The organism is Antarctobacter sp., from assembly GCF_034670325.1.
Taxonomy (GTDB): Bacteria; Pseudomonadota; Alphaproteobacteria; order Rhodobacterales; family Rhodobacteraceae; genus Antarctobacter.
Genome location: NZ_JAXMNR010000008.1, coordinates 26,334 through 51,314 on the forward strand (window position 1 = coordinate 26,334; position 24,981 = coordinate 51,314).

27 protein-coding genes are annotated in these 24,981 nt (G+C 63.5%); 8 read left to right on the forward strand and 19 right to left on the reverse strand.

Translation table 11 applies throughout. The features are described from left to right. The first annotated feature begins 63 nt into the window (after positions 1-63). Positions 64-1,272 carry a peptidoglycan-binding domain-containing protein gene (locus VOI21_RS18700; protein ID WP_323771478.1) on the forward strand — a complete coding sequence of 403 codons (1,209 nt, stop codon included), beginning with the start codon at positions 64-66 and terminating at the stop codon, positions 1,270-1,272. Between the two features lie 9 nt (positions 1,273-1,281). On the opposite strand, the gene VOI21_RS18705 is transcribed toward VOI21_RS18700, so the two are convergent. Beyond that, a complete protein-coding gene (locus VOI21_RS18705; RefSeq protein ID WP_323771479.1) occupies positions 1,282-3,024 on the reverse strand; it encodes an alpha-amylase family glycosyl hydrolase in 1,743 nt (580 codons plus the stop codon). 189 nt (positions 3,025-3,213) lie between these two features. Continuing rightward, positions 3,214-3,411, reverse strand: coding sequence for a sugar nucleotide-binding protein (locus tag VOI21_RS24240; protein ID WP_416358995.1), 198 nt, complete (start codon positions 3,409-3,411; stop codon positions 3,214-3,216). Positions 3,412-3,479: 68 nt separating this feature from the next. Here VOI21_RS24240 and VOI21_RS18710 point away from each other — a divergent pair, with 68 nt between their 5' ends. Genes VOI21_RS18710 through VOI21_RS18725 form a run of 4 tightly spaced genes read left to right on the forward strand, consistent with a single transcriptional unit; the run spans position 3,480 to position 6,029 of the window. Beyond that, a complete protein-coding gene (locus VOI21_RS18710) occupies positions 3,480-3,707 on the forward strand; it encodes a hypothetical protein (protein WP_323771480.1) in 228 nt (75 codons plus the stop codon). Beyond that, the gene (locus tag VOI21_RS18715) at positions 3,704-4,486 is read left to right on the forward strand and encodes an enoyl-CoA hydratase-related protein (protein ID WP_323771481.1); all 783 of its coding nucleotides are present in this window, start codon (positions 3,704-3,706) and stop codon (positions 4,484-4,486) included. Before VOI21_RS18710 ends, VOI21_RS18715 begins: the two co-directional genes overlap by 4 nt. Beyond that, positions 4,486-5,013, forward strand: a complete 528-nt coding sequence (locus VOI21_RS18720) for a thioesterase family protein (RefSeq protein ID WP_323771482.1) — start codon at positions 4,486-4,488, stop codon at positions 5,011-5,013. Before VOI21_RS18715 ends, VOI21_RS18720 begins: the two co-directional genes overlap by 1 nt. Before the next feature lie 47 nt (positions 5,014-5,060). Beyond that, positions 5,061-6,029, forward strand: a complete 969-nt coding sequence (locus VOI21_RS18725; protein WP_323771483.1) for an SMP-30/gluconolactonase/LRE family protein — start codon at positions 5,061-5,063, stop codon at positions 6,027-6,029. Positions 6,030-6,094: 65 nt separating this feature from the next. Here VOI21_RS18725 and VOI21_RS18730 read toward each other — a convergent pair whose 3' ends face one another. From VOI21_RS18730 to VOI21_RS18770, 9 genes are read right to left on the reverse strand one after another with little or no spacing between them, the layout of a single operon-like run. Beyond that, positions 6,095-7,081: an ABC transporter substrate-binding protein gene (locus VOI21_RS18730; protein ID WP_323771484.1), complete on the reverse strand. Its 987-nt coding sequence runs from the start codon at positions 7,079-7,081 to the stop codon at positions 6,095-6,097. 53 nt (positions 7,082-7,134) lie between these two features. Continuing rightward, on the reverse strand, positions 7,135-7,986 hold the full coding sequence (locus VOI21_RS18735; protein ID WP_323771485.1) for an ABC transporter permease: 852 nt from the start codon (positions 7,984-7,986) through the stop codon (positions 7,135-7,137). Further along, complete coding sequence (locus VOI21_RS18740; RefSeq protein ID WP_323771486.1) at positions 7,983-8,933, reverse strand: ABC transporter permease; 951 nt, start codon at positions 8,931-8,933, stop codon at positions 7,983-7,985. Before VOI21_RS18740 ends, VOI21_RS18735 begins: the two co-directional genes overlap by 4 nt. After that, positions 8,930-9,271 (reverse strand): EamA family transporter, encoded by a 342-nt coding sequence (locus VOI21_RS18745; RefSeq protein WP_323771487.1) that lies wholly within the window; start codon positions 9,269-9,271, stop codon positions 8,930-8,932. The genes VOI21_RS18740 and VOI21_RS18745 overlap by 4 nt, the downstream gene beginning before the upstream one ends. Then, positions 9,268-10,047: an ABC transporter ATP-binding protein gene (locus VOI21_RS18750; RefSeq protein WP_323771488.1), complete on the reverse strand. Its 780-nt coding sequence runs from the start codon at positions 10,045-10,047 to the stop codon at positions 9,268-9,270. The genes VOI21_RS18745 and VOI21_RS18750 overlap by 4 nt, the downstream gene beginning before the upstream one ends. Continuing rightward, a complete protein-coding gene (locus VOI21_RS18755; protein WP_323771489.1) occupies positions 10,044-10,466 on the reverse strand; it encodes a VOC family protein in 423 nt (140 codons plus the stop codon). Before VOI21_RS18755 ends, VOI21_RS18750 begins: the two co-directional genes overlap by 4 nt. A 58-nt stretch (positions 10,467-10,524) precedes the next feature. Next, entirely contained in the window at positions 10,525-11,979 is a 1,455-nt protein-coding gene (gene hydA / locus VOI21_RS18760; RefSeq protein ID WP_323771490.1) for a dihydropyrimidinase, read from the reverse strand. Next, the gene (locus tag VOI21_RS18765; protein WP_323771491.1) at positions 11,976-12,542 is read right to left on the reverse strand and encodes a hypothetical protein; all 567 of its coding nucleotides are present in this window, start codon (positions 12,540-12,542) and stop codon (positions 11,976-11,978) included. Before VOI21_RS18765 ends, hydA begins: the two co-directional genes overlap by 4 nt. Beyond that, entirely contained in the window at positions 12,539-13,789 is a 1,251-nt protein-coding gene (locus VOI21_RS18770; protein ID WP_323771492.1) for a Zn-dependent hydrolase, read from the reverse strand. Before VOI21_RS18770 ends, VOI21_RS18765 begins: the two co-directional genes overlap by 4 nt. 149 nt (positions 13,790-13,938) lie before the next feature. On the opposite strand from VOI21_RS18770, the gene VOI21_RS18775 reads away from it, so the two are divergent. Beyond that, on the forward strand, positions 13,939-14,574 hold the full coding sequence (locus VOI21_RS18775) for a TetR family transcriptional regulator C-terminal domain-containing protein (RefSeq protein WP_323771493.1): 636 nt from the start codon (positions 13,939-13,941) through the stop codon (positions 14,572-14,574). Here VOI21_RS18775 and VOI21_RS18780 read toward each other — a convergent pair. The 4 genes from VOI21_RS18780 to VOI21_RS18795 all read right to left on the reverse strand — a co-directional run bounded on the left by VOI21_RS18780 (position 14,571) and on the right by VOI21_RS18795 (position 18,569). After that, positions 14,571-14,882, reverse strand: a complete 312-nt coding sequence (locus tag VOI21_RS18780) for a hypothetical protein (RefSeq protein WP_323771494.1) — start codon at positions 14,880-14,882, stop codon at positions 14,571-14,573. The genes VOI21_RS18775 and VOI21_RS18780 overlap by 4 nt on opposite strands. Positions 14,883-15,061: 179 nt before the next feature. After that, the gene (preA, locus tag VOI21_RS18785; protein WP_323771495.1) at positions 15,062-16,366 is read right to left on the reverse strand and encodes an NAD-dependent dihydropyrimidine dehydrogenase subunit PreA; all 1,305 of its coding nucleotides are present in this window, start codon (positions 16,364-16,366) and stop codon (positions 15,062-15,064) included. Positions 16,367-16,392: 26 nt separating this feature from the next. Continuing rightward, the gene (locus tag VOI21_RS18790) at positions 16,393-17,727 is read right to left on the reverse strand and encodes an NAD(P)-dependent oxidoreductase (protein WP_323771496.1); all 1,335 of its coding nucleotides are present in this window, start codon (positions 17,725-17,727) and stop codon (positions 16,393-16,395) included. A gap of 179 nt (positions 17,728-17,906) precedes the next feature. Next, positions 17,907-18,569: an OmpA family protein gene (locus VOI21_RS18795; protein ID WP_323771497.1), complete on the reverse strand. Its 663-nt coding sequence runs from the start codon at positions 18,567-18,569 to the stop codon at positions 17,907-17,909. Between the two features lie 193 nt (positions 18,570-18,762). On the opposite strand from VOI21_RS18795, the gene VOI21_RS18800 reads away from it, so the two are divergent. Both VOI21_RS18800 and VOI21_RS18805 read left to right on the forward strand, forming a co-directional pair. After that, the gene (locus VOI21_RS18800) at positions 18,763-19,998 is read left to right on the forward strand and encodes a serine protease (protein WP_323771498.1); all 1,236 of its coding nucleotides are present in this window, start codon (positions 18,763-18,765) and stop codon (positions 19,996-19,998) included. Then, positions 19,995-21,506 (forward strand): SH3 domain-containing protein, encoded by a 1,512-nt coding sequence (locus VOI21_RS18805; RefSeq protein ID WP_323771499.1) that lies wholly within the window; start codon positions 19,995-19,997, stop codon positions 21,504-21,506. Before VOI21_RS18800 ends, VOI21_RS18805 begins: the two co-directional genes overlap by 4 nt. Before the next feature lie 8 nt (positions 21,507-21,514). Here VOI21_RS18805 and VOI21_RS18810 read toward each other — a convergent pair whose 3' ends face one another. From VOI21_RS18810 to VOI21_RS18825, 4 genes are all read right to left on the reverse strand, one after another. Then, a complete protein-coding gene (locus tag VOI21_RS18810; protein ID WP_323771500.1) occupies positions 21,515-22,204 on the reverse strand; it encodes an ABC transporter ATP-binding protein in 690 nt (229 codons plus the stop codon). Then, positions 22,201-22,950 (reverse strand): ABC transporter ATP-binding protein, encoded by a 750-nt coding sequence (locus tag VOI21_RS18815; RefSeq protein WP_323771501.1) that lies wholly within the window; start codon positions 22,948-22,950, stop codon positions 22,201-22,203. Before VOI21_RS18815 ends, VOI21_RS18810 begins: the two co-directional genes overlap by 4 nt. Next, complete coding sequence (locus VOI21_RS18820) at positions 22,943-23,947, reverse strand: branched-chain amino acid ABC transporter permease (RefSeq protein WP_323771502.1); 1,005 nt, start codon at positions 23,945-23,947, stop codon at positions 22,943-22,945. Before VOI21_RS18820 ends, VOI21_RS18815 begins: the two co-directional genes overlap by 8 nt. 79 nt (positions 23,948-24,026) lie before the next feature. Further along, positions 24,027-24,947, reverse strand: a complete 921-nt coding sequence (locus VOI21_RS18825; RefSeq protein WP_323771503.1) for a branched-chain amino acid ABC transporter permease — start codon at positions 24,945-24,947, stop codon at positions 24,027-24,029. Between the last annotated feature and the right edge of the window lie 34 nt (positions 24,948-24,981).

Below are 24,981 nucleotides of genomic sequence, written 5' to 3' on the forward strand. Positions count from 1 at the left end.
GCTACGCTCGGGCCGGATTGTCCGCCTGCACAGGCGACTCGGGACGACACGGAGGGACATGTGATGATGTGGAAAGCCGGACTGGCGCTGCTGGGCGCCTTGGCTGGGACCCCCTCATTTGCCCTGTTCATCACTGGTGACGCGCTGGTCATCGGCAATGCCCGCTACGGTGAGGTCACCACCGGTTTCGGCCCCGCCGAGGTGCAGGCGGTGGCCCATGCATTGCGACTGCGCGGGCAAGAGGTCGAGGCGCTGGCAAACGGCGGGCACGCCCCTATGGCGCAGGCCTTTGACGCCTTCGTCGGCTCGATTGCCAAGGATGAGGCCCCGTTGGTTGTTGTCCTGTCGGGTATGTTTGCGCAGGGGCCGGGCGACATCTATCTGCGGCCTGCCGGTCCCGATCAGGCAGAGGGGGCTCCGGGCCTGTCGCTGTCAGCCGTGCTGGATGTGCTGGCTCAAAGCCCGCGCCGCGCCTTCCTCGTGTTGGGGGAAGCCGGGGCCGAGGACGCCCTTGGCGCGCTGGATATCCCCGACGGCGTGACCGTGATCCGTGGCCCATCCGATCAGGTGGCGCAGTTCGCCGCCCGCGAGATGGCGCAACCCGGCACACGACTGGAACGGGCGGCAGAAGGCTACGACCTGACCATCGACGGACACCTCTCTGACAGCCTAGTGGTGTTGGACCATACCGAGGTCAGGCCCCCCACCGAGGCCGAACAAACTGCCGCACAGGTCCGGGCGCGGCAATTGGACGACATGGCTTGGCAACGTGCACAGGGGGCGGGCAGCGTCGATGCCTTTCACGCCTATCTCGACAGCTTCCCGCAGGGGCACTTCGCGGACCGGGCGCAGGGGGTCGTGGCAGAGGCGGCGCTGGCGCTGGGTCCGGCTGCGCGGCGGTCCATCCAGCGCGATCTGGTACGCCTTGGCTTCCCTACGCGTGGCATCGACGGCATCTTTGGCCCGGTCACGCGCGGGGCAATCGCCGCGTGGCAGAATAGCGTCGGGGCGGCAGTGACCGGCTATGTCGACGCGCAACAGATCGCGCGGCTGGCAGACCTCTCCGCCGCACTGGCCCCGCAGGCCACCGCCGCAGCGCTGCCCGACAGACAACCTGTCCGTGCCGCCGTCTCTGCTCAGGAAACGGCACTCTGGAGCCGCGCCCGGGGCGAGGCGGGTCTGCACAATTATCTCAGCCAGTATCCCAGAGGCGCGCACGCCGCCCGCGCCCGCGTCCTGCTGAGCAATATCCAAAGAGGCGTCAGCCGATAGGCGTGCCCCTCACTTTCGGTTGGTGATCCACCGGCATTGATAGGGGGCAAGCGTGACGCCGTCCTCTTCCGGGTGCAGCGTCTCACCGGATAGCAAGTCCACCCAATCCTCATCCGCGATCAGGTTCAGCGCGCGGGGCGGCAGATCCACCGTTTCGCCGCTGACGTTGTGCAAGGCAAAGATCGACTGACTCCGGTCCAGCGCCTGCCGCCAGACGGCAAAGACCCGGTCATCCACCATCAGGGTGAAATTCGTGGCGTTGGGATGGAACGCCGCCTGTTTCGACCGCAGCCGCAGCCGCTCTGACAATGCCGCCAGCACGCGGGCCTGATCGCTTGTCGGATCGGCCAGCTTTTCCCGCAACTCGGGATAGTCCCAGCGATGCCGGTTGATGGCCCGGTTCATGCCGCGCCGGGCGACGCCCTCCAGATCATTCTCGGTCGCCAGCATGGCGTGGATGTAGAAAGCCGGGATGCCCTCCAGCGACATCACGATGGTCTGCGAGCAGATAAAGCGGTCCACCTGCAACCCGTCCTGGCCCTTGTAGGTGCGCTGCATGGCCGAAAAGAAGGTGGTGTTCAGTTCATAGACTGCCGTCCCGCCCCCCGGCAGCGCCCGCATAGAGGCCAGCCCGCCGGTTTCCTGCACGGTCTGGATCATCCGTGCGATTTCCTCATCCGGCAGCAGTCCTTCGGCGGGGCGCATCCCGATGCCGTCATGGCTGGATGAGAAATTCAGATAGGCGCAGCCATGCGGGGCTGGGGGCATCGCCCGCTGCCAGTTCGACAGCGCCTTGGCATCGCCCGACAGCATCGCGTGCAGGATCAGGGGCGGTAGTGGAAAGTTGTAGATCCAGTGCGCCTCATTCAACTGGCCGAAATAGCTGAGGTTCTCCGCCTTGGGGACATTGGTCTCTGTCAGCAGGACAATCGGCTCCGCCGCGAAATCCGCCAGCACGCGCAACAGCTGCACAATCGCATGGGTCTTGGGCAGATGGATCGACGGCGTGCCGGGTTCCTTCCAGACAAAGGCCACCGCATCCAGCCGGACGATCTTGACGCCCGCGTCCACGTGCAACCGGATGATGCGGATGATCTCCAGCAGTACTTCGGGATTGCGGAAATCCAGATCGACCTGATCGTGGCTGAAGGTGCACCAGACATGCCGCGTGCCCATCGAGGTCTCAACCTCCTGCAACAGCGGCGTGGTGCGGGGGCGGACCACCATCGACAGGTCGTCCTCGGGTGAGGCTTCGTAAAAGAACCCGTCAAAGGGGGCCTGGCCCTGCCGGTAGGCGTTGAACCATGTGCCCTGGCTTGAGACGTGGTTCAGCACCAGATCCGACATCAGATGCCATTCCGCGCCGATCCGGCTGATGTCCGGCCAGTCGCCCAGCGTCGGGTTCACCTTGCGATAATCGGTCACGGCAAAGCCATCGTCAGAGGTGAAAGGGAAGAACGGCAGGATATGGACCCCGTTCACCACCCCCTGCATGTGGCTGCTCAGGAAGTCGCGCAGCAGGTCCAGCGGTTTGTAGACGCCGTCGATCAGGCTGTCGCCATAGGTGATCAGCAGCGCATCCTTTTGCGACCATAGGGTATTGCCGGGCTTGCGGGCGCGTTTGCGCGCGGCGGGAAGTTCGGGCCAGAACGCCTCGATCACCTGCGCGGTCAGCGCGTCGGTGTCGCGGTCCGGGTAAATGCGCATCAGGAGCGCGCGCAAACGGCTGGTTAGCTGGGCGGGCGGCGTCATCGGGGATGGTCCGTCTGAGGTCATTGTTCCGTTATAGGCAAGAGGCGCGCGGCCATGGAAGCAGCAACTCTATCCCGTGGCGTGAATTCAAGGCAGATGCACATTTGTTGGGCGGGCAGGGGGCGCTGCCCCCTCTGCGCCTCCGGCGCATTCACCCCCGGAGGTATTTGGACCAAGAAGAAGCCGGGATCAGTACGCCGCCAATTCCCGTAACACGTTATTGAGACCGGACCGCCAGTCGGGGCGCGCAAAGCCAGAGGTCCGGGAGAAGCTGGAGTGGTCCAGGCGCGGATTCAGCGGGCGGACGGCGGGCGTGGGATTGGCGCCGGGCGGGATGTCCTTCACCTTTGGTCCAAGGTCTGCGGGGGCAAAAATTGCGGGCGAAATCGGCCCAGTGGTGTCCGGCGTGCCGGAAAGGTGATAGGGGCCGGTCCCGTTCGGCCCCCAGCCGGAGCATGGTTTTCACAAAATGCGCCCAATGCGCCGAGAACACCCATGCCTCTCTACTGAATGCCGGGAATTTTGTGCGCACCTTTTCGGAACGGCAGGGACAACCGGTTGGCTGCTCCGAAGAGATCGCCTATCAACAAGGCTGGATCGACGCCGACGCGCTGACGGAACGCACGCGGCTGTTCGGGAAATCGGGCTACGGAGCCTATCTGGCACGATTGGTTGAGATATGAGCGACGTCACCACACAGCGGCACGGGCGCGTCCTGCTGATCACCTTGGACCGGCCCAAGGCCAATGCCATCGCGGCCACCACCAGTATGGCGCTGGGCGCGGCGTTCCAGACCTTGAAGGAGGACGACGACCTGTCGGTGGGCATTATCACCGGCGGCGGCACGCGGTTCTTTTCCGCAGGCTGGGATCTCAAGGCCGCGGCAGAGGGCGAGGCCGCGGATGCGGATCAGGGGATCGGCGGCTTTGCCGGGCTGACAGAGTTCTGGGGCCTGAAAAAGCCGGTGATTGCCGCCGTCAACGGCATGGCGCTGGGCGGCGGGTTCGAACTGGCTTTGGCGGCGGACATGATCGTGGCGGCGGACCACGCCGAATTCGGTCTGCCAGAGGCCACCATCGGCGTGGTGCCCGACTCTGGCGGGACAATCCGCCTGCCGCGCCTGTTGCCTCGCGCCATAGCGATGGAAATGATGATGACGGGCCGCCGCGCGACGGCCCAAGAACTCGCCCGCTGGGGTGTGGTGAATGCGGTTGTGCCGGGCGCTGACCTGCTGGACGCCGCGATGGCGCTGGCGACGCGCGTTGCCGCCTCCGCCCCGCTGTCGTTACAGGCGATCAAGGAAATCGACCGCGCCACAACCGGGCTGAGCGAAGAAGAGGCCTATGCCAAGATGCGCTCGGGCGATCTGCCGAACTATGACCGCATCTACGCCAGCGACGACGCGGCAGAGGGCATCGCGTCGTTCTCGGAAAAGCGTGACCCGGTCTGGAAGGGCCGCTGATGCTGGTCACGGAAACCTTTCTGCACGATTGGACCGGGGACATTGCCGCTCCGCTGGTTCTGGTCCGCAACACGGTCAAGCCCGATTGGGTGGACGAGTTCCATCACCTCAACATGGCGCATTACCTGACCATCTGCGATCAGGCGAACTGGGCTTTCTGGAACTGGATCAACGCGCCGGTCCAGACCATCGAGGCGCGGCAGGGGCATGAATACGCCATCGTCGAAAACCACGTCACCTATACTGGCGAACTGGCCGAGGGCGATGCATTCCGCATCGAAACCCAACTGCTGGACGTGGACGCCAAACGTCTGATCCTGTTCCACCGGGTGCTGGACGCGGATGGCACTGTCAGCGCCACTAATGAGGTCAAAGTCCTTGGCTTCAACCTCAATGCGCGCCGCGCCGAGGGGTGGCAGCCGCAAGTGGCCGAACGACTCGCGCAGGTGTTGACCGTGCATGAAACCCTCGAACGGCCAACGCAGGCGGGGCAAGGGATCGCCCTGAACAAGCGGTCAGCTTTGTAACCACTTACTTCCGCGCCGCGATGCGCAGCAGCAACAGGAGATAACAGGTGAGCAACAACGACCTTTTCCCGAACGGCTGGACCCCGACAACCCGCTACCCCGACCCGGCGGTGCAATCGCTGGACCCCGCCTTTGACAAATACTGCCTGCCTCTGGCGGGGGTCGAACGGCTGGCCACCGGCATGCGCTGGGCCGAAGGGCCGGTCTGGTTCGGCGACGCCCGCCACCTGTTGTGGAGCGATATCCCCAACAATCGCATCATGCGTTGGGACGAAGAAACCGGACAGGTCAGCCCATTCCGCGCCCCGTCCAATTTCGCCAATGGCCACACGCGGGACCGTCAAGGCCGCCTGATCTCTTGCGAACATGGCGGTCGGCGCATCACCCGGACGGAGTATGACGGCACGATCACCGTCCTGATGGACAGCTTTGACGACAAACCCCTGAACTCGCCCAATGACATCATCGTCAAATCCGACGGCTCGATCTGGTTCTCGGACCCGGTGTTCGGAATCTCGGGCAACTATGAGGGCTACAGGTCAGAGTCGGAACTGAACCAGAACGTCTATTGCCTGAACCCGGACACCGGTGAGGCAATTGTTGTTGCCGACGATGTGCTTGGCCCCAACGGCCTGTGTTTTTCACCGGATGAAAGCATCCTGTATATCGTCGAGTCCCGAGGCGTTCCGACGCGCAAGATCCTTGCCTACGATGTCGGCAGCGATGGGCGCACTCTGTCGAACAAACGTATACAAATCGACGCCGGACCGGGCACGCCGGACGGGATGCGCTGTGATGTTGAGGGCAACCTGTGGTGCGGCTGGGGTATGGGCGATCCGGAACTGGACGGGGTCATGGTCTTTGCGTCGGATGGCAGGCCCATCGGCCGCATTGCCTTGCCGGAACGCTGTGCGAACCTGTGCTTTGGCGGGCGCGCCAACAGCCGGGTTTTCATGGCCGCCGCGCAGTCTGTCTATGCTTTGTACGTGAACGTGGCGGGCGTCAAAGGCGGTTGACCCGCGCTCCGGTCAAAAAGACGCGAGGCCTCGCAAAGGGCCTCGCGCCGGTCAGTTCAATTGGCTCAGTTCAGCGCCGCGTCAGAGATCACGTGTGTCCATGCACCCTCGGGCTGCTTGGTGATCACCGGGTCCGATCCACCGGCCAGCAGCGTATCCACCGTGCGCTGGTAATCCGCCGGGTCCAGAGCGCCATTTGATCCTGCGGTCAGCTTGGCCACTTCGCCCATCATGCGGATCTGATGCGCCTCGGTCTGTGCGCCGGTTTCATCGTAATCCAGGACGATCATCGCCGCGTCCTCGGGGTTTTCCTCGGCCCATTTCCAGCCCTTCATCGAGGCGGCGACAAAGCGGGTCATTTTGTCCACAAAGGCCGGATCGTCGAGGTTTTCCTCCAAAACGTAGAGGCCATCCTCCATCGTCGCTACGCCCTGATCCTGATACTTGAAGGTCACCAGTTCACCGGCGTCCACGCCCGCGTCGATCACCTGCCAGTATTCGTTATAGGTCATGGTCGAAATGCAATCGGCCTGACGCTGCAACAGCGGGTCGACGTTGAACCCCTGTTTCAGCACCTCGACAGAGCCCTCCATCTTGCCGTCGGTCTTGATGTCAAGGCTGCTCATCCACGACAGGAAGGGGAACTCGTTGCCAAAGAACCAGACCCCCAGCGTGCGGTTGTCCAGATCGGCCGGTTCCGCAATGCCCGCGTCTTTCCAGCAGGTCAGCATCATGCCCGAGGATTTGAACGGCTGCGCGATGTTCACCAGCGGCAGGCCGTTTTCCCGCGCGGACAGGGCGGCGGGCATCCATTCCACCACCACGTCGGCACCGCCCCCGGCGATCACCTGCGTCGGGGCAATGTCCGGGCCGCCGGGCATGACGGTCACGTCCAGATCGGCCTCTTCGTAATAGCCGTTTTCCAGCGCCACGTAGTAGCCCGCGAACTGCGCCTGCGTGACCCATTTCAGTTGCAACTTGACCTCGTCAGCGGCCAGTGCCGGGGATGCCATCCCCAATGCCGCGACGGCGGCGATCCATGTGTGTTTCATCTTTTCAGTACCTCCTTGGTGCCTAGTCTCTTTGGCCGGTTTTCCCGGTCCGGTTATCGCCCGCCTCGGAAAGAGGCGTGCCAGAATGTCATGCGGCGTTCGGCAAGGGCCACAAGGCCGTAGAACGCCGTCCCCGACAGCGCCGACACAAGGATGGCCGACCAAACCATGCCAAGGTCAAGCTGTCCGATGCTGGTCGAGATGCGAAACCCCAACCCCTGCGTCGGACTGCCAAAGAACTCGGCAACGATGGCCCCGATCAGCGCCAGCGTCGAGGAAATCTTGAGCCCGTTAAAGATGAAGGGCAGCGCGGCGGGCAGGCGCAATGTCCACAGGGACTGCCCCCATGTGGCCGCGTAGGTGCGCATCAGGTCGCGCTGCATGGCGGATGTTTCCGACAGGCCCGCGACCGTGTTCACCAGCATCGGGAAATAGACCATCAGGACGACGACCGCTGCTTTGCTCTGCCAGCCAAAGCCGAACCACATCACAAGGATCGGTGCGGTCCCGACAATCGGAAGCGCGGCCATGAAGTTGCCCAGCGGCAGCAGCCCCCGGCGCAGATAATCGGACCGGTCCACCATGAGCGCGGTAAGGAATGCCGCACCGCAGCCGATGATATAGCCCGACAGCGCGCCTTTCAGGATCGTTTGGGTGAAATCCCCCCAGAGGGTCGACAGGTTCCCGGCAAAGCTGGCCGCAATCAAAGAGGGCGGCGGCAGGATCACCGTCGGCACCTGCATCCCGCGCACCACCAGTTCCCACATGCCCAGCACCGTCGCGCCAAAGATCAGCGGCACTGCAAGGCGCACCGCGCCTGTTTCCCGCGCGGGGCCATTCGCCAGCATCACGTTCACACCAAATCCGACGGCCCAGAGAAGGACCGCAAACGCCACAAGGGTCATGGCTTGGCCCCCATCTTGCGCAGGGTCCGCCGCTCCATCCAGCCCGTCGCCCAGACCAGCACCGCCGCCAGACCCGCCGCCACCAGCAACGCCGCCCAGATCTGTGCGGTCTGACCGTAATAGCTGCCCGCCAGCATCCGCGCGCCAAGGCCGCCCTTTTGCACGGGCAGTTCGCCGACGATGGCCCCCACAAGGCTCGCCGCGATGGCGATCTTGAGCGAGGCAAACAGATAGGGGATCGACGCGGGCAGCCGCAGCTTCCACAGCACGGCGGAGGTTGGCGCGCTATAGGTGCGCATCAGGTCCATCTGCATGGCATCCGGGGACCGCAGCCCCTTGACCATGCCCACGACCACCGGAAAAAACGACAGATAGGCCGAAATCACCGCCTTGGGGATCAGCCCCTGCACCCCGATCGAATACAGCACCACGATAATCATCGGCGCCAGCGCCACAATCGGGATGGTCTGGCTGACAATCGCCCAAGGCATCACGCTCATATCCATGACGCGGCTGTGCACGATCCCGACGGCCAAGCCGACGCCCAGCACTGTGCCGATCACAAACCCCAGAAAGGTCGCGTTCAGCGTCACGATGGCGTGGTACACCAGCGACCGGTTGGACAAGGTCCCTGACCGCACGATCCCGCGCCGCCCGTTCAGTTCCTCATCAATGGTCGAGTCGTAAAGCTCCACCAGCACCTGATGCGGCGCGGGTAGTTTTGGCCGGTCCGAGCTCCAGCTATCGCCAAGCGCGTGTGTATTGCGCAAAACAAGCGCCCAGTTGCCCATATCGCGCCGCTCAACCGCCGAAGGGGGCGATATCTGAACACCCGCGCGTTCGGCGGCGGTCAGTACTTCTTTCACGTTCATCGGCACCACGGCGACATACCACAGCGCGATCAGAGCCAGCACCATACCCAGAACCGGAGGGATAAACCGTGTCATCGTGCGCCTCCGACGTTGGGGGCCACTAGGATCAGCGTCACCGCGACGACACCAAGGACAATCCCCGCCATTTGCAGGGGCAGGGGGCGTTCGCCAAAAAACATAAAGGCCACAAGCGCCGCCAAAACCAGTTGTAGAACCGCCGAGACAGAGATTGCCACCGCCATGCCGCCCTCACGCATCAGGCGCACCATCATCAGGTTGCCCAGCGTATACAGGACCAAGGCCAGCCCAAGCAGTAAAAGCCGCTGGTTGTCCACATAAGACCGCATTGCCGCGCTTGCGGCCAGAAAGATCGCCATCGCTCCGCCAAGCCAAGTCAGAAAGCCCGCGCTCATTCCTCGTACCCCGCGCGCAGCCCTTCGCGGACCCGGTGCGCGACCTCGATGAACTCTGGCGTGTCGCGAATGTCCAAGGGGCGTTCTTTGGGCAGCGGCGACTTGATCACATCCGTGATCCGCCCCGGCCGGGGCGACATCACCACGATATGCGTCGACAGATACACCGCCTCGGGGATCGAGTGGGTGACAAAGCCGATGGTCTTTTCTGTCTTGGCCCAGAGCTTTAGCAGTTCCTCGTTCAGACGGTCCCGCACGATCTCATCCAGCGCGCCGAACGGTTCATCCATCAGCAGGATATCGGCATCAAACGCCAGTGCGCGTGCGATCGACGCCCGCTGCTGCATCCCGCCAGACAGTTGCCAAGGGAACTTTTTCTCGAAACCCGACAGTTCGACAAGGTCCAAAACCCGCTTGATGCGGTCACGCTGTTCCGCCTTGGAAAACCCCATGATCTCCAGCGGCAGCGCGATATTGCGCCCGATGGTGCGCCATGGATACAGCCCCGCCGCCTGAAACACGTAGCCATAGGCCCGCGCGCGCCGCGCCTCATCAGGCGTCATCCCGTTGACGGTCAGACTGCCACCCGTCGGATGCTCCAACGCCGCGATACACCGCAGAAAGGTGGTCTTGCCGCAGCCCGACGGGCCGATAAAGCTGACAAAACTGCCCTTTTCGATGTCCAGTGAGACATCTTTCAGCGCATGGACCGGCCCATCGGCGGTCTGGAATGTCAGGTCAAGGTGGCTGGCCTGGATCACCGGGCTTGCTGTCATACGTCTAGGCTCCAAAGGGCGGGGTCCGCGAATTCAACGCTGTTTCCAGCGGGATCGCGGACGTAGAGGGATCGCGGACCGTGCGGCCAGCGAAAATCGCTTTCGATGTCGACACCGGCGGCGGTCAGGTGGGCCGCAAGCGCGTCCATCCCCTTATCCGGTGCGGCGAAACAGATATGTCCGGGGCCTTTGGCACCATGCGTTGGCACGGGCAAGGCATCCGGGGCAGGCGGATGCGCTGTCGCTTCAGCGACAAAGGCCAGCACGACAGTTGTGCCACAGCGAAAGAACACGTGCCGCCCGTCGACGCGGACGATCCGTTCCAGCCCCAAAAGGCCGCCGTAAAACGCTTCTGTCGCGTCGAGATCATCGACATAGATGGCCGCCTCAAGGACGCCAGAGAGGGCGGGCGCGCTCATGTGGGCGCCCCAAGGCGCCGCTCATCCCCTGACCCGCTGTCCCCGAGACGCGCCAACGCTACACCCCGCTCGCCGGAATGCCGCTGCGTTTCACCGGGCGCGGCGCTGTCAGTTCCTTCCAAGTGCTCAGCGCCGTGTTGGTCGGCGTGCCGCCCTTGCGCTCGACAAACTTGCCGTGTCCTTCTTCAGAGGTCAGCACACCATCGGTCACCGCAACTTGCCCGCGTGTCAGTGTATAGCGCGGCAGGCCTTTGACCTCTTTGCCCTCGAACACGTTGTAATCAATGGCCGAAACCTGCGACGCGGCGGCAATCGTCTTGGTCTTTGCCGGGTCCCAGACCACGATATCGGCGTCCGATCCAACCCGGATCGCGCCCTTGCGCGGGTAGCAATTCAGCACCTTGGCGATATTGGTCGAGGTGACGGCGACAAATTCCTCTTTCGTCAGCCGACCCGTCTCCACCCCGTGCGTCCACAGCATCGGCATCCGGTCCTCAAGGCCCCCGGTGCCATTCGGAATCTTGGTGAAATCGCCCACGCCATAGCGTTTCTGCTCGGTGGTAAAGGCGCAGTGGTCGGTGGCGACGACGCTTAGCGACCCGGCCTGCAAGCCAGCCCACAGGCTGTCCTGATGTTTGGCATTGCGAAAGGGGGGCGACATCACGCGACGCGCCGCGTGGTCCCAATCGGGATGGGCATATTCGCTGTCATCCAGTGTCAGGTGCTGGATCAACGGCTCGCCCCAGACGCGCTTGCCCTGCTGGCGCGCGCGCCGGATCGCCTCATGCGCCTCTTCGCAGGACACATGCACGATATACAGCGGCACACCCGCCATGTCGGCGATCATGATGGCGCGGTTGGCGGCCTCCCCCTCGACCTGCGGGGGGCGGGAATAGGCGTGCGCCTCCGGGCCGGTGTTGCCCTCGGCCAACAGCCGCGCCTGAAGATCGGCGACCACATCGCCATTCTCGGCGTGGACCATGGCGATCCCGCCCAGTTCCCCGATGCGCTGAAAGCTGGCGAACATCTCATCGTCCTGCACCATCAGCGCGCCCTTGTAGGCCATGAAGTGCTTGAAGGTGGTGATGCCGCGATCCTCGATCACGGTCTTCATCTCGTCAAAGACCTGCTCGCCCCACCACGTCACCGCCATGTGAAAGCTGTAGTCGCAATGCGCGCGGGTGGATTTGTTGTCCCACATCTGCAGCGCGTCCAGCAGCCCCTGACCGGGAGAGGGCAGGGCGAAATCCACCACCATCGTCGTGCCGCCCGCCAACGCCGCGCGGGTGCCGCTGTCGAAATCATCGCTGGAATAGGTGCCCATAAAGGGCATTTCCAGATGCGTATGCGGGTCGATCCCGCCCGGCATGACGTAACAGCCGGTGGCGTCCAACTCTTTGTCGCCGCTCAGATTATCGCCGATCTCGACGATCTTGCCGCCGTCGACAAGGACATCGGCCTTCCAGCTGAGATCTGCCGTGACGATTGTGCCGTTCTTGATGACTGTGGTCATTCGTTTGTCTCCCCGATTGCTTTGTCTACAACGGCTCTTAGCGTGACAAAATTCGTCTTGCCGAAGATGCTTTCAAGTGCGGATGCCGAAACAGTTTTTTGGTTCGGGAACAACTTGTCCAATTGCTCCGTGCTTGCGACGTAGAATTCCCAACCGAGCGTGTCGAACGGATGGAATGTTTCGCGCGTGGTTCCAATTGTCGCGGCGAACACATAGACATCAGAAAACCGCGTAGGTTCGCCTTTGCCTAGAAATTCCTGATTTTTATTGGACCAAGCCCAGCGTCTAGCTTTGATGTCGAACTTTGGTTTGGGCGGGAGTTTTGTCGGATAGAACGGAGGCGTTCCGTACCCGCTAGACTTCACTTCAATACGCTGTTTTCGATACTCAAGGTCAAAGGCGTTCCATTCTTCGTGATAGCGTTCCAAACAGCCCAGCGCCTTACCAACGACGAATTCTGCCAGTTGCGCACGCTTGATGTTGGAGTTGATCTCGCCGACAGCCCAAGCAGCAAACTCCAATGCATTGATTGAACTTGAGTGCTCGGTTGAGATTGCAGTCACCCCTCAATCCCCGCCGTCTCCACCACCGCGTGGAACAACACATCCGCCCCGGCCTTGGCCCAGTCCTTGCTGATCTCCTCGGCCTCGTTGTGCGACAGCCCGTCCACGCAGGGGCACATCACCATCGCCGTCGGGGCCACCCGGTTGATCCAGCAGGCATCGTGCCCCGCGCCGGAGATGATATTGCGATGCGTGTATCCCAACCGTTCAGCGGCATTGCGGATCGCCGTCACACAGCCCTCATCGAAATCCACCGGATCGAACCCGCCGACCTTTTCGAACTCGACCGACAGTTCCATGTCGCGACAAATCTCTTCCGCCGCCACCTTCAGCCGCGCCTCCATGTCCTTGATCACCGCCAGTTCGGGTGACCGGAAATCCACCGTGAACACCACCTTGCCGGGGATCACGTTGCGCGAGTTCGGGTAGACGTCGATATGCCCTGCCGCGCCCACCGCATGGGGCGCATGGCTCAGCGCGATTTCTTCGACCTTTTCCAGAATGCGCGCCATGCCCAGACCGGCATTCCGCCGCATTGGCATGGGCGTCGAGCCGGTGTGCGCGTCCTTGCCCGTCACCGTCACCTGCGTCCACGACAGACCCTGTCCGTGGGTGACAACGCCGATGTCCACGCTTTCGGCCTCCAGAATTGGCCCCTGTTCGATGTGCAGCTCAAAGAAGGCGTGCATCTTGCGTGCGCCCACCTCTTCGTCCCCCTTCCAACCGATCCGCGCCAGTTCGTCGCCGAACGTCTTGCCCTCGGCATCCTCACGCGCATAGGCCCAGTCCTGCGTGTGCATCCCGGCAAAGACCCCCGAGGACAGCATCGCCGGCGCATACCGGGTGCCTTCCTCATTGGTCCAGTTGGTGACCACGATGGGGTGCTTGGTCTTGATCCCCAGATCGTTCAGCGATCGGATGATCTCCAGCCCGCCCAGCACGCCCAGCACGCCGTCATATTTTCCGCCCGTGGGCTGCGTATCAAGGTGAGAGCCGACATAGACCGGCAGCGCCTCGGGGTCCGTCCCCTCGCGCCGCGCGAACATATTGCCCATGGTGTCCAGCCCCATGGTGCACCCGGCATCCTCACACCATCTCTGAAACAGCGCGCGCCCCTCGGCGTCCTCATCGGTCAGCGTCTGGCGGTTGTTGCCGCCGGCGACGCCGGGGCCTATCTTGGCCATCTCCATCAGGCTGTCCCACAGCCGGTCGGCGTTGATAGTCATGTTTGCAGCTGGTCCGGCCATGGCGTAACTCCCCGTCCTAACCCGTCTCGCGCGGGTGCATTCCGATTTGACCAATCGGTCAAAAGAACGCTACCAGAGGAGCGTAGTCAGTCAAGCGTCCTGCCGCCAATTCCGGCAGATGCGTTGAAAAGAGGCAAGCGGCGGCACCCATGACGGAAAAATCAGCATTCCTGCAAGAGGGCGACACCGCCCCGCAAACCCGCATCCAGCGCGCCAAGCGGCAGCAGATCCTTGAGGCTGGGCTGACGGTGTTTTCGGAAGCCGGGTTTCGCGGCGCCACGCTGGACCGAATCGCCACCGAGGCGGGCCTCTCGAAACCTAACCTGCTGTACTACTACCCCTCCAAGGAGGCGATCTACGAGGCGCTGTTGCGCGACCTGCTGGCAACATGGCTCGACCCGCTGCAAGCCATTGATCCCAAAGGCGAGCCGGTCGAGGAAATCTTGGCTTACGTCGGGCGTAAGCTACAGATGTCACGGGATTTTCCGCGCGAAAGCCGCCTGTTCGCCAATGAGATCGTGCAGGGCGCGCCGCGCATTATGCCCGCCCTTGAGGGCGAGTTGCGCGACCTCGTCAACACGCTGGCCACGGTGATCAAAGGCTGGATCGCGGCGGGCCGCATGGCCCCGGTCGACCCGCATCACCTGCTGTTCTCAGTCTGGTCGCTGACCCAGCACTACGCCGATTTCGACGTGCAGGTGCGCGCGGTTCTGAACGACGATGATCCGTTTCCGGGGGCGGAACAGCATCTGGACCTGTTGTTCCGGCGCTTGCTGACGCCTTAGCGATTGGTGTCCCTGCGGGATGTGCGCGACCTGCGCGCCCAATCCAGATATCGGTCCTCCAGAACATGTTCGCAGACCTTGAACAACAGCCAGCAGGACAGCGACAGCGCGCCCCAAATCGCCAGTTCCGCCACTTGACGAAGCGCCCCGTGCCGGATCGCCTCCCAGCCGAAGACCTTGAGAAAATCCAGACTGGCCATGGCTTGGGAAAACAAATTGACGGTCACAAAGGCAAAGGTGGCCGCCGCGATCCCGGCAAAAAGAAAGATCAGGATCGTCGGCCAACGCGTGATGTTGAGAAGGGCCAAGATGTATCCTCTGCCTCGGGCATTGTCCCGACTGTCCGGGGTGGAACAGGGCCGGTAGAGCAAGTCCATACGAGTTGGCCCGGCAGACCTGACCCTGTGGATGGCAAGATCATCGCGGTCTGACACCCCGATCGGTGTTGCAGGGTGAGCGCGGCACCGCAGCGCCGCGCCCACCGGTTTTATTCCGCCGCCTTGGCCATCGGGTTGTTGGGGTGCGTCGTCCAATTGGCATAGTCGTCCGACACGGTCTTGCCGGTGCGCGGGTCGACCGCGCCGCCTTCCATCCGCTCCATCGTGATGCAGTCCTCAACCGGGCAGACATCGACGCAGAGGTTGCAGGCCACACATTCCGCGTCGTTCACCTCGAACACCCGGCCTTCTTTCATCCAGATCGCTTGATGGCTGGTATCTTCGCAGGCCGCATAACAGCGTCCGCACTTGATGCAGGCATCCTGATCGATCCGCGCCTTAGTGACATAGTTCAGGTTCAGATACTGCCAGTCGGTGACATTCGGCACCGCACGACCGATGAAATCAGAGGTCGAGCGATAACCCTTTTCGTCCATCCACTGCGACAGCCCGCGCTTCATCTCTTCGACGATCTTGAAGCCATAGGTCATCGCGGCGGTGCAGACCTGCACGTTGCCACAGCCCAGCGCCATGAACTCTGCCGCGTCGCGCCATGTGGTCACGCCGCCAATGCCGGAAATCGGCAAGCCCGCCGTGGCTGGATCGCGCGCGATCTCGGACACCATCGACAGGGCGATGGGCTTGACCGCCGGCCCGCAATAGCCGCCATGAGAGCCTTTGCCGTCAATGGTCGGCTCCGGCGCAAAGCTGTCCAGATCGACAGAGGTGATCGAGTTGATGGTGTTGATCAAAGACACCGCATCCGCGCCGCCGTTTTTCGCCGCTGCGGCAGGTTTGCGCACATCGGTGATGTTGGGCGTCAGTTTCACGATGACGGGCCGGTCATAGTACTGCTTGCACCAGCGGGTCACCATCTCGATGTATTCTGGCACCTGACCCACCGCCGCGCCCATGCCGCGCTCTGACATGCCGTGCGGACAGCCAAAGTTCAGCTCGATCCCGTCGGCATTGGTCTCTGCCACGCGGGGCAGGATTGCCTTCCACGCCGCCTCTTCGCAGGGCACCATGATAGAGGCGATCAGCGCGCGGTCGGGGTAATCGGCCTTGACCCGCGCCATTTCCTCAAGGTTGACCTCCAGCGGTCGGTCGGTGATCAACTCGATGTTGTTCAGGCCCAGCAAACGCCGGTCGGCTCCGTAGACCGCGCCGTACCGTGGCCCGTTAACGTTGACGACGGGTGGCCCTTCTTCGCCCAGCGTCTTCCAGACCACACCGCCCCATCCGGCCTCAAAGGCGCGGCGGACGTTGTATTCCTTGTCGGTCGGCGGCGCAGAGGCCAGCCAAAAGGGGTTCGGGCTTTTGATACCCAGAAAGTCAGATGTGAGATCAGCCATTTACATGTCTCCCTGTAGGGCGGGGTTTACCCCGCCGCTCCGGTCAGTGCCGCATGAATATCCTCAGCCGCATCGCGCCCTTCGGCGACGGCGACCACGGTCAGGTCTTCGCCGGGTGTGCAATCGCCCCCGGCCCAGACCCCGTCCATCGACGTGCGCCCGGTGTCTGATACCTTGATCTTGCGGCGTTCCTGATCCAGCCCGTCTGCCGGGGCCAGCGTTTGCCCAATCGCGCGGAACACCTGATCGGCGGGCAGGCGCAGCGTCGCGCCGGTGCCGGTCACCCGACCGTCCACAACCTCGGTGTATTCCAGCTCGATCTCGGAAACCGCGTCGTCGCCGTGCATTGCCACGGGCATCACGTCGCACAGCAGATGCACGCCTTTGGAGGCCGCCAGATCCTGCTCGAACCGGCTGGCAGGCATTTCGGCCTGCGACCGCCGATAGGCCAGCGTCACGGTCTGGGCACCCAACAGTTTGGCCTGCACAGCCGCGTCCACAGCCGTCATGCCGCCGCCGATCACCACCACGTTGCGGCCCACCGGCACCGCCGCCTTATCCTCGGCCTGCCGCAGGGCAGAGATAAAACTCACCGCGTCCGCGACCCCGGCCAGTTCGCCGCCGTCGATCTCCAGCAGGTTCACCCCGCCCAAGCCAATGCCAAGGAACACCGCGTCGAAATTTTCACGCAGACCGTCCAGCGTCACCTCGGCCCCCAGCGACCGCTGGTATTCGATGGTGATACCGCCAATGCCCAGCAGCCATTCGACCTCACGCGCGGCGAAGTCATCGACCGTCTTGTAGGTGGCAATGCCGTATTCGTTCAGGCCGCCGGGCTTGGGCTTGGCCTCGTAGATCACAACCTCATGGCCTTTCATGGCCAGCCGGTGCGCGCAGGCCAGACCCGCCGGGCCAGCCCCCACAACCGCCACCCGCTTGCCCGTCGCCTCGGCGCGGGCAAAGGGATGCCCCTGCCGCGCCATCAGGCTGTCGGTGGCATAGCGCTGCAAGCGGCCAATCTCGACCGGTTTGCCCTCGGCGGTCTCACGCACACAGACCTCTTCGCACAGCGTCTCTGTCGGGCAGACCCGCGCACACATGCCGCCAAGGATGTTCTGCTCGAATATCGTCCGCGCCGCCGCCTCGGACATGCCGGTCGAGATCTGCCGGATGAACAACGGGATATCGATGTCGGTGGGGCAGGCGGTCACGCAGGGCGCGTCATGGCAAAAATAGCAACGATCTGCCGCCACCGCCGCCTCATGCCCGTCGTAGGGGGCGTGAAGGTCTTCGAAATTCTGCGCCAATTGCTCCTGGCTGAGGCGCCCGGACGTGATGCCGGGTGTCTGCGGGCTGGTCATGGCCTCTCCCTGTTCTCCTGTTTCCTGAGATCAGCGTGCCACAAGTCGAAATTTTATCAAACGGTAAAATTTCGAGAAGGAAAGAAAATTGCGATTGCGGCCCCCGCCGCCAAAGATTCGGGCATGAAAAAGGGGCCGCGCGGGCCCCTTCAACCGTGTCTCATGCCAAAAGGCCGGGGTCAGGCACCCGGCACCAGCACCAGTTGCACACGCCGGTTTTCCGCCGCGTCGGGAAAACGCGAGTTCTTGAGGTAGTCGAACCCGACACCGACCGCCTCGATCTGCGACGTGCCCATACGCAGGGTCGACTGCACGTAGCGCGCCACCGAATCTGCCCGGCGCTTGGACAGTTCGCGGTTGTAGGCGGCGCTGCCCACACCATCGGTGTGGCCAATAAAGACCAGCTTGCTGCCTTGCAGCCGCGGGTCCGCCAGCGCCGAGGCCAGCGACGACAGCTTTGCCATCGCCTGCGGCGTCAGCCGGTCCGAATCGTAGGCAAACAGCACCTCAAGGTCGATCGTCGGCAGCGGCTGAGGCGCGGGTTTGGTCCGGTCGATGACGGCAATCGTCGTGGTCGGCGTGCCTGCCGTGACGGGCGGCTTGGGCTCGCGTTTGACAACGCCAAGGTTGACCACATCGTCCAGCGTGAACTTGGCGCCGCCACCGAACTCATTGCTGGCGCAGGCCGACGCGTCCAGCAGACAATCGCGCATCTCTGACGCGGCGGCATTCGGCTTGGGATCGTCGTCCAGCGAAAAGGAATCCAGCGTCACGGTCGATTGCGCGGCGACCAGTCCGGGCAGGGCCATCAGGGCAAGGGCGGGGAGGATCGATTTGGTCATGGCGGGGTCCAGCTCTGTCAGGGTAAGGGCTCAGGTCTTCGCAAAATGGAATTGGGCCGTTTCGGCCGCGTGAATGTCCCGTCCAGTATAGACGAACGGCACGACATTTTCCAGATAGCGCATTTTTTCAAGGCGCGCAGGTATGGTTTTGCTATGCTCACGCCAAGGACTGTTGTTTGATCTGAGGATTGCCATGCCCATTGTCGCCCGCCTGACCGCCGCTGCCTGTGCAGCCATGCTTTCTGCCGTGCCGCTTGTCGCGGGCCCGGTGCCGCTGGAGGGGTTCCAAACCGAAGTCAGCGTCACAGGCTACAACAACGAGCCGATCAATACCTATTCAGAGAACGCCGATTTCCGCAAACTCGGGCGCGGGGTGGGCATGTTGCAGATCGTCCACGACGCGGGCCAGAACCCCTGCACGGCCTTTCTGGTCGATGACACACACCTGCTGACCAATCACCACTGCATCCCCGGCGTGCTCAAGGACCCGCGCATCGGGGCCACGAAACTGATCTCGCTGACATGGGTCGCGGGGTTTCTGGAACCGGGCCGCGCGGATGAGGCGCAGCGTTTTGTGGTCAAGCCGGACCCGGTCGAAACCTCCGCCGAACTGGATTACACCATCCTCGAGGTGGTCGGCGTGCCCACCGACCTCTTTCCGCCGCTGCCGCTGAGCGATCACGAAGCGACCGAAGGCATGCCTTACTGGATCATCGGTCATCCGCTGGGTAAATCCCAACACATCAGCCGCGAAGGCTGTCGCGCCGCCCGCCCGCCGATTGGCCCCGCGCCAGAGTTTCAGGGCGGCGTCAGGCTGCGGCATCTCTGCGATACGCTGGGCGGCAACTCCGGGTCGCCGATCATCGACAGTTCATCGCGGCAGGTGATCGGGCTGCATAACTCGGGCATCGAAAAGATCGGCGTGAACTTTGGCATTCCGATGGCCCTGATCATTGAGAATTCCAAGGTTCTCAAGGTGACGCCGCCGACTCCGACGCCGGATGGCAAGCCAAGGCCGTTGCCGCTGATCATGTCCCTGTTCCCCAAAGAATTGGGGGTGGGACAGGAACTCTCTGTCGTGGCCGACGTGCCAGAGACCTGCACACCCGCCTTCGTCGATATTTCGCCCAACCGCAAACTGACGCCGATCCCGCTGGAGATTTTCGAAAAGGTCGAACTCAGCAAGATCCAGACCCGCTATCAGGTCACGGCGACCAGCACCTATGGTCTGGAAATTCAGGAAGAGGATGAAAAAGGCCCGCACACCATCGGCTATTTGTGCAGTTCCACCGGCCTTGACGACGCCACCCAGCTCAAGGCGGCCTTGCGGCTGGTCGTGGCCGCGCTGGGTCAAGGTCAGATGGACGGTTCCGTGACCATCGACAGCGGCACGGTGAACTACAGCTTTGGCACCTACGTGGTGAAATGAAACGGCTCTGCCTGACTTGGCTCATGGCGGTTTGTTCCGTGACGGGCAGCGCAGGCTTGGCCGCCGACATCACCCTGCGCGATGACCTGCGCCCCCGGCTGGCACAGCTTTGGCCGATCTATGGCGAATGGACAAACGTCGGCCGGAATGAACCCGTGGTGCGGCCCGCCGGGGCAGATGGCGGCCATTACTACGGCAAGGGGCTGCAAATTTACCATGTCTCCGGGACGATAGATCAGGGCGACGCCCAACGCCTTGCCGACCTCATCGGCCCCGAAGAAACGGTCAGCTCCTTTGCCGTCACCTTCGACAGCCCCGGCGGCAACTTTCTCGAAGGCGTCAAGATCGGAGAGCTTCTCCGCCTCTTTCGCGCCGGCAACGGCGACCCGGCCCTGAACGGGGTGATCGTCCTGAACGGTGACGAATGCATGTCCGCCTGCGCGGTGGCCTTTGCCCTCGCGGCGCTGCCGCGCGATTCCGGCAATTCGGTCCGGTATGTCGAACTGGGCGGGCGGCTGGGCTTTCACATGCCGTTTGTCCCCGTCGATCAGCAGGCGCGCCAGACAGAGATCGCGGCGGCAATGGACCTGACCTATCAGATCATGTCCGAATACATCCAGTTGATCGGCAATGGCATCGCGCCTTCCGCACTGGTCCAGAACGCGCTGCACTATCGCCGCCCCGATGACTTTTTGTTGTTGCAGGGCGGTCTGGTGACGCGGTTCATGGATTTTGTGCCGGTGGCGGGACCCAAGGGCACAACGCCCTTGGCGCTGTCGGGACTGACCCAGCGTGATGCGCTGAACATGTGCCAATACCTGACCTATTCTCAGGGGCGCAGCATGATCGATTGGGCCTATGAGTTCTGGCCGGTCGAAATCGGCAGCAGCTTTCCCGACGACACCCCGCTCACCACCTTGTTCGAGCGGGTCGGAGACCTCCGCCTTGCCAACGACGGTTGCAGCATCGAATGGCAAGAGGGCGACACGCTGGGCATCGCGGGGGCCGGGGATTGCGGGCGCGACTCGACAGGCGGCGGCTGGTGCGCAGCCCCCCGGGACGAATTTGGCTATGTCGGTTCTGGAGGGGCCTTGCCCCGCGCCACCGGTGCGCTTCTGGCCGATAGCCTTGGCTGTCACGGCGGCAAACTGACCCGGCGCTACTACACATGGGACGCCAGCAACCGGTTCCTCGAAGAGGAGCAACCGGCAGAGTACCGGTGGTCCGGCGACACCAACCCGGACGCGCCGCTGCATCGGCTGGACTGGTCAGGCGCGCGGCTGGCCTCGAACCTCAACATCCGCACCGCGCCGGGTGGCGACCCGGTCGCGCGCTGGACCGAAGGCACCCCGGTTCAGGTGTTGGGTTGCACTTTGGCGGCAGACGGCCAGGGGGTCTGGTATCAGGTCGCTGCGGGCGGCGTGACCGGCTGGGCCAGCGCGCGCTACATCGATGTCCCCGCGCTGTCGGGCTGGGATTTCATGATCCGCCCACTAGGCGGCGGTTAAGGCCAACCTCAAACGCCCAGATACTGCTGCGCCAGATCCGGTGCCAGCCCGTCCAGCGCCCCGGTCCAGACCGTGCGCCCGCGGTTCAGGATCACCGCCCGGTCGGACACCGCCGCCAGTTCCTTCAGGCTCTTGTCGACAATAAGGATCGCCAGCCCGCTGTCACGCTTCAGCCGCCCGATCGCCTCCCAGATTTCGGCCCGGATCAGCGGGGCAAGCCCCTCTGTCGCCTCATCCAGAATCAACAGCCGGGGGTTGGTCATCAACGCCCGCCCAATCGCAAGCATCTGCTGTTCGCCCCCTGACAGCGACCGCGCCACCTGCGTCTGACGCTCTGCCAGCCGGGGAAACAACCCCCCGACCGCGCCCAAATCCCACGCCCCCGGACGCGCCGCCGCGATCAGGTTTTGCTGCACCGTCAGATCCGCGAAACAGCGCCGCCCCTCGGGCACCAGCCCAATGCCCAGCCGCGCCGCCCGGTGCGAGGGCAGGCGGCGCAAATCCCTGCCGTCAAACGACACCCCCCCCTCGGCGCGCATCATCCGGCAGATGCAGCGCACCGTCGTCGTCTTGCCCATGCCGTTGCGGCCCATCAGCGCCACAACCTCGCCGGCCGCGACCTCCAGATCGACGCCGAACAGCGCCTGACTGCTGCCGTACCGCGCCTCCAGCCCGCTGACTTGCAACAGCGCGCTCATGCGGCGTCCCCCAGATAGGCCTCGCGCACGGCGGGGTCGGCGCGGATCTCATCCACCGTTCCGCTGGCGATCACCCGCCCGTAGACCAACACGCTGATCCGGTCGGCGAGGGCAAAGACCGCGTCCATGTCATGCTCCACCAGCAAGATCGGTGCCTCCGCGCGCAACCCATCCAGCAACCCGGTTAACCGCGCCGACCCCTCGGTGCCCAAACCCGCCATCGGCTCGTCCATCACAAAACACCGGGGCGACAGCGTCAGCGCCACCGCCACCTCCAACTGTCGCCGCTGCCCGTGCGATAACTCCGCCACCCGCATCCGCGCCTGATCCGCCAGCCCGACCCGCGCCAACGCCGCCTCGGCCCGGTCGCGCAACGCCCCCCGGCGCGCCACCGGACGCAACATGTCAAATGGCCGCCCCGCCGCCCCCAGCGCGCCCAACAGCGCGTTCTGCAACACCGTGTCCTCCATCGCCAACTGGCTGATCTGAAAGGTCCGCGCCAGCCCCGCGCGCGCCCGCCCCGGCACCGACAAAGCCGTCACATCGCGCCCGCCCAGCAACACCGCCCCCGCGTCCGGTACAATCGCCCCGCTGATCTGGCCGATCAGGGTGGACTTGCCCGCGCCATTCGGCCCGATCACCGCGTGGATCTCTCCGGGCCGCAACTCGATCGAGACATCCTCCGTGGCCTGCAACGCGCCAAACGCCTTGAACAACCCGCGCGTCTGCAAAACAGCGTCAGTCATGCACCCGGCCTCTCCCGGCGATCAGGCCGATCAGACCGCCCTTGCCGAACAGCACAACCCCCAACAGCAGCAGCCCGAACCAGATGTGCCAATAGTCCGACAGCCCGCCCAGAAAATGCTCCAGCGTCACGAACAGGACCGCGCCCACCACCGGGCCAAACAGCCGCGCGGTGCCGCCAATGATGATGAAGACAATGAACTCTCCCGACAGTTGCCAACTGAACATCGTGGGCGACACAAAGCGGTTGAGATCGGCAAATAGCGCCCCCGCCAGCCCGGTGATCGCGCCCGAAATCACAAAAGCCACCAGCCGCAGGCGGAACGGGTCCAGCCCCACGGCGCGCACCCGCTCCGGCACTTGCCGGGCGGCGTTCAGCGCCAACCCGAACGGCGACCGCAACAGCACCGCGTTAAAGGCAAGTGCCGCGCAAAGCAGTGCAAAACACAGGCCGTAAAACTGCACCGGCACCAGCGTATTTAACCCCGGAAAACCGTTGCGCAAATAGATCGACATGCCATCCTCGCCGCCATAGGCCGACCAGGAAATCGTGAAATAGTAGAACATCTGCCCAAAGGCCAAGGTGATCATGATGAAATACACGCCGCTCGTGCGCAGCGACAAAAGCCCGATCCCAAGCGCCGCTAGGGCCGAGGCCAAAACCGCCACCAGCCAGATCACCGGCATCGACTTGGTCCCCTCGATCACAAAGGGCCACTCCATCAGCGGCGTGTAATTCTGCGCATGAAAGGCAAGGATGCCCATGGCATAGCCGCCAACGCCAAAGAACACCGCATGACCTAGGCTCACCAGCCCGCCAATCCCCAGCGCAATGTTCAACCCCACGGCGGCCAGCGACAGGATCACCGCCCGCGTCGCCAGCGTGATGGTAAACGGCGCGTCGCTCAGATGCGCATACAGCGGCAGCGCCACCAGCCCCGCCAGAACCACAAGGTTGAAAACCGCTTCCCGGCTTAACCGCACGCGCCGCCCCCCCATGTTTCTTCTGTCCAAAAATATCCCGGGGAGTCGCAGCTTTGCTGCGACGGGGCAGAGCCCCCCTTGCGCGCCATCCCCCTCATGCCCGCGCTCCGAACAACCCGGTGGGCCGCCAGATCAGCACCATGGCCATCAGGATATAAATCGCCATCGACGACAGCGACGCGCCGGTCTGCGTGGCGGCGGCAGGGGCCATGAACAGCTTGAAAAGCTCGGGCAGGAACACCGAGCCCAAAGTCTCTGTCAGCCCGACCAGCAGCGCGCCCACCAGCGCGCCTTTGATGCTGCCAATCCCGCCGATGACGATGGTGACAAAGGCAAGGATCAACACCGGCTCGCCCATCCCCACCTGCACCGACTGGATCGCGCCCACCAGCGCACCCGCCAACCCGGCCAGTGCCGCCCCCAGCGCAAAGACAAAGGTGTACAGCCGGTCGATGTCCACACCCAGCGCGGCAATCATTTCGCGGTCGTTTTCCCCGGCGCGGATCTGCACCCCGATCCTCGTGCGCGCGATTAGCCAGAACAGCCCCGCCGCCACCACCAGACCGATGACAATCAGCGCCAACCGGTACAGCGGATACTGGATGCCAAAGGGCAGGGCGACTGGCCCGGCCAGCGCCTGCGGCACGTCCAGATACAAGGGAAACGATCCAAAGACCCAGCGCGTGCCTTCGGAGAAAATCAGGATCAGCGCAAAGGTCGCCAGCACCTGGTCCAGATGGTCCCGGTCATACAGCCGTCGGATCACCACCAGTTCGATCAGCGCGCCCGCCGCCGCCGCTCCCGCCAGCGCCGCCACCAGCCCCAAGGCAAATGACCCGGTTGCCGCCGCCACCGCCGCTGCGCAAAACGCGCCGACCATATACAGCGACCCATGCGCAAGGTTGATCAGCCCCATAACGCCAAAGATCAGCGTCAATCCGGCGGCCATCAGAAACAGCATGATGCCGAACTGCAGGCCGTTCAGGACCTGCTCGGCGATGAGGATCAGGGACATGGGGAGGGAATACCTTTGGTTCAGACGCCCGCCG

What these genes read in the sequence shown, in the direction of transcription:
- VOI21_RS18750 (WP_323771488.1), bottom strand. Translation starts at nt 10,047, where the DNA reads ATGACAGCAAGCCCGGTGATCCAGGCCAGCCACCTTGACCTGACATTC.
- VOI21_RS18720 (WP_323771482.1), top strand. Translation starts at nt 4,486, where the DNA reads ATGCTGGTCACGGAAACCTTTCTGCACGATTGGACCGGGGACATTGCC.
- VOI21_RS18730 (WP_323771484.1), bottom strand. Translation starts at nt 7,081, where the DNA reads ATGAAACACACATGGATCGCCGCCGTCGCGGCATTGGGGATGGCATCC.
- VOI21_RS18820 (WP_323771502.1), bottom strand. Translation starts at nt 23,947, where the DNA reads ATGGGGGGGCGGCGCGTGCGGTTAAGCCGGGAAGCGGTTTTCAACCTT.
- VOI21_RS18825 (WP_323771503.1), bottom strand. Translation starts at nt 24,947, where the DNA reads ATGTCCCTGATCCTCATCGCCGAGCAGGTCCTGAACGGCCTGCAGTTC.
- VOI21_RS18705 (WP_323771479.1), bottom strand. Translation starts at nt 3,024, where the DNA reads ATGACGCCGCCCGCCCAGCTAACCAGCCGTTTGCGCGCGCTCCTGATG.
- VOI21_RS18775 (WP_323771493.1), top strand. Translation starts at nt 13,939, where the DNA reads ATGACGGAAAAATCAGCATTCCTGCAAGAGGGCGACACCGCCCCGCAA.
- VOI21_RS18745 (WP_323771487.1), bottom strand. Translation starts at nt 9,271, where the DNA reads ATGAGCGCGGGCTTTCTGACTTGGCTTGGCGGAGCGATGGCGATCTTT.
- VOI21_RS18735 (WP_323771485.1), bottom strand. Translation starts at nt 7,986, where the DNA reads ATGACCCTTGTGGCGTTTGCGGTCCTTCTCTGGGCCGTCGGATTTGGT.
- hydA (WP_323771490.1), bottom strand. Translation starts at nt 11,979, where the DNA reads ATGACCACAGTCATCAAGAACGGCACAATCGTCACGGCAGATCTCAGC.
- VOI21_RS18740 (WP_323771486.1), bottom strand. Translation starts at nt 8,933, where the DNA reads ATGACACGGTTTATCCCTCCGGTTCTGGGTATGGTGCTGGCTCTGATC.
- VOI21_RS18805 (WP_323771499.1), top strand. Translation starts at nt 19,995, where the DNA reads ATGAAACGGCTCTGCCTGACTTGGCTCATGGCGGTTTGTTCCGTGACG.
- VOI21_RS18815 (WP_323771501.1), bottom strand. Translation starts at nt 22,950, where the DNA reads ATGACTGACGCTGTTTTGCAGACGCGCGGGTTGTTCAAGGCGTTTGGC.
- preA (WP_323771495.1), bottom strand. Translation starts at nt 16,366, where the DNA reads ATGGCTGATCTCACATCTGACTTTCTGGGTATCAAAAGCCCGAACCCC.
- VOI21_RS18715 (WP_323771481.1), top strand. Translation starts at nt 3,704, where the DNA reads ATGAGCGACGTCACCACACAGCGGCACGGGCGCGTCCTGCTGATCACC.
- VOI21_RS18795 (WP_323771497.1), bottom strand. Translation starts at nt 18,569, where the DNA reads ATGACCAAATCGATCCTCCCCGCCCTTGCCCTGATGGCCCTGCCCGGA.
- VOI21_RS18755 (WP_323771489.1), bottom strand. Translation starts at nt 10,466, where the DNA reads ATGAGCGCGCCCGCCCTCTCTGGCGTCCTTGAGGCGGCCATCTATGTC.
- VOI21_RS18810 (WP_323771500.1), bottom strand. Translation starts at nt 22,204, where the DNA reads ATGAGCGCGCTGTTGCAAGTCAGCGGGCTGGAGGCGCGGTACGGCAGC.
- VOI21_RS18800 (WP_323771498.1), top strand. Translation starts at nt 18,763, where the DNA reads ATGCCCATTGTCGCCCGCCTGACCGCCGCTGCCTGTGCAGCCATGCTT.
- VOI21_RS18790 (WP_323771496.1), bottom strand. Translation starts at nt 17,727, where the DNA reads ATGACCAGCCCGCAGACACCCGGCATCACGTCCGGGCGCCTCAGCCAG.
- VOI21_RS18770 (WP_323771492.1), bottom strand. Translation starts at nt 13,789, where the DNA reads ATGGCCGGACCAGCTGCAAACATGACTATCAACGCCGACCGGCTGTGG.
- VOI21_RS18700 (WP_323771478.1), top strand. Translation starts at nt 64, where the DNA reads ATGATGTGGAAAGCCGGACTGGCGCTGCTGGGCGCCTTGGCTGGGACC.
- VOI21_RS18710 (WP_323771480.1), top strand. Translation starts at nt 3,480, where the DNA reads ATGGTTTTCACAAAATGCGCCCAATGCGCCGAGAACACCCATGCCTCT.